2 tRNA genes are annotated in these 262 nt (G+C 45.0%); both read right to left on the reverse strand.

The features are described 5' to 3' along the window. Positions 1-43 precede the first annotated feature (43 nt). A tRNA-Ala gene (locus O0V13_RS21600) sits at positions 44-117 on the reverse strand. 45 nt (positions 118-162) lie between these two features. Then, positions 163-236, reverse strand: a tRNA-Ile gene (locus O0V13_RS21605). Positions 237-262 lie beyond the last annotated feature (26 nt).

A 262-nucleotide genomic window follows, 5' to 3' on the forward strand; every position in this document is an offset into this window, starting at 1 on the left:
AATCGTTTTGGGAAGAGAAGATGAATTAATCATCTTTATAAAGTGGAGGATAACGGATTCGAACCGTTGACCCCCTGCGTGCAAGGCAGGTGCTCTAGCCAGCTGAGCTAATCCCCCAGAAGATTTTCAATTATTTAAGAACCGCTTTTGGTTCTGTTAGAGTGGGCCTGCGTGGACTCGAACCACGGACCTCTACATTATCAGTGTAGCGCTCTAACCACCTGAGCTACAGGCCCAACATTTATAAAATAATTTGAAGTGC

The sequence above is a fragment of the Algoriphagus sp. PAP.12 genome (genome assembly GCF_026652115.1).
Lineage (GTDB): Bacteria > Bacteroidota > Bacteroidia > Cytophagales > Cyclobacteriaceae > Algoriphagus.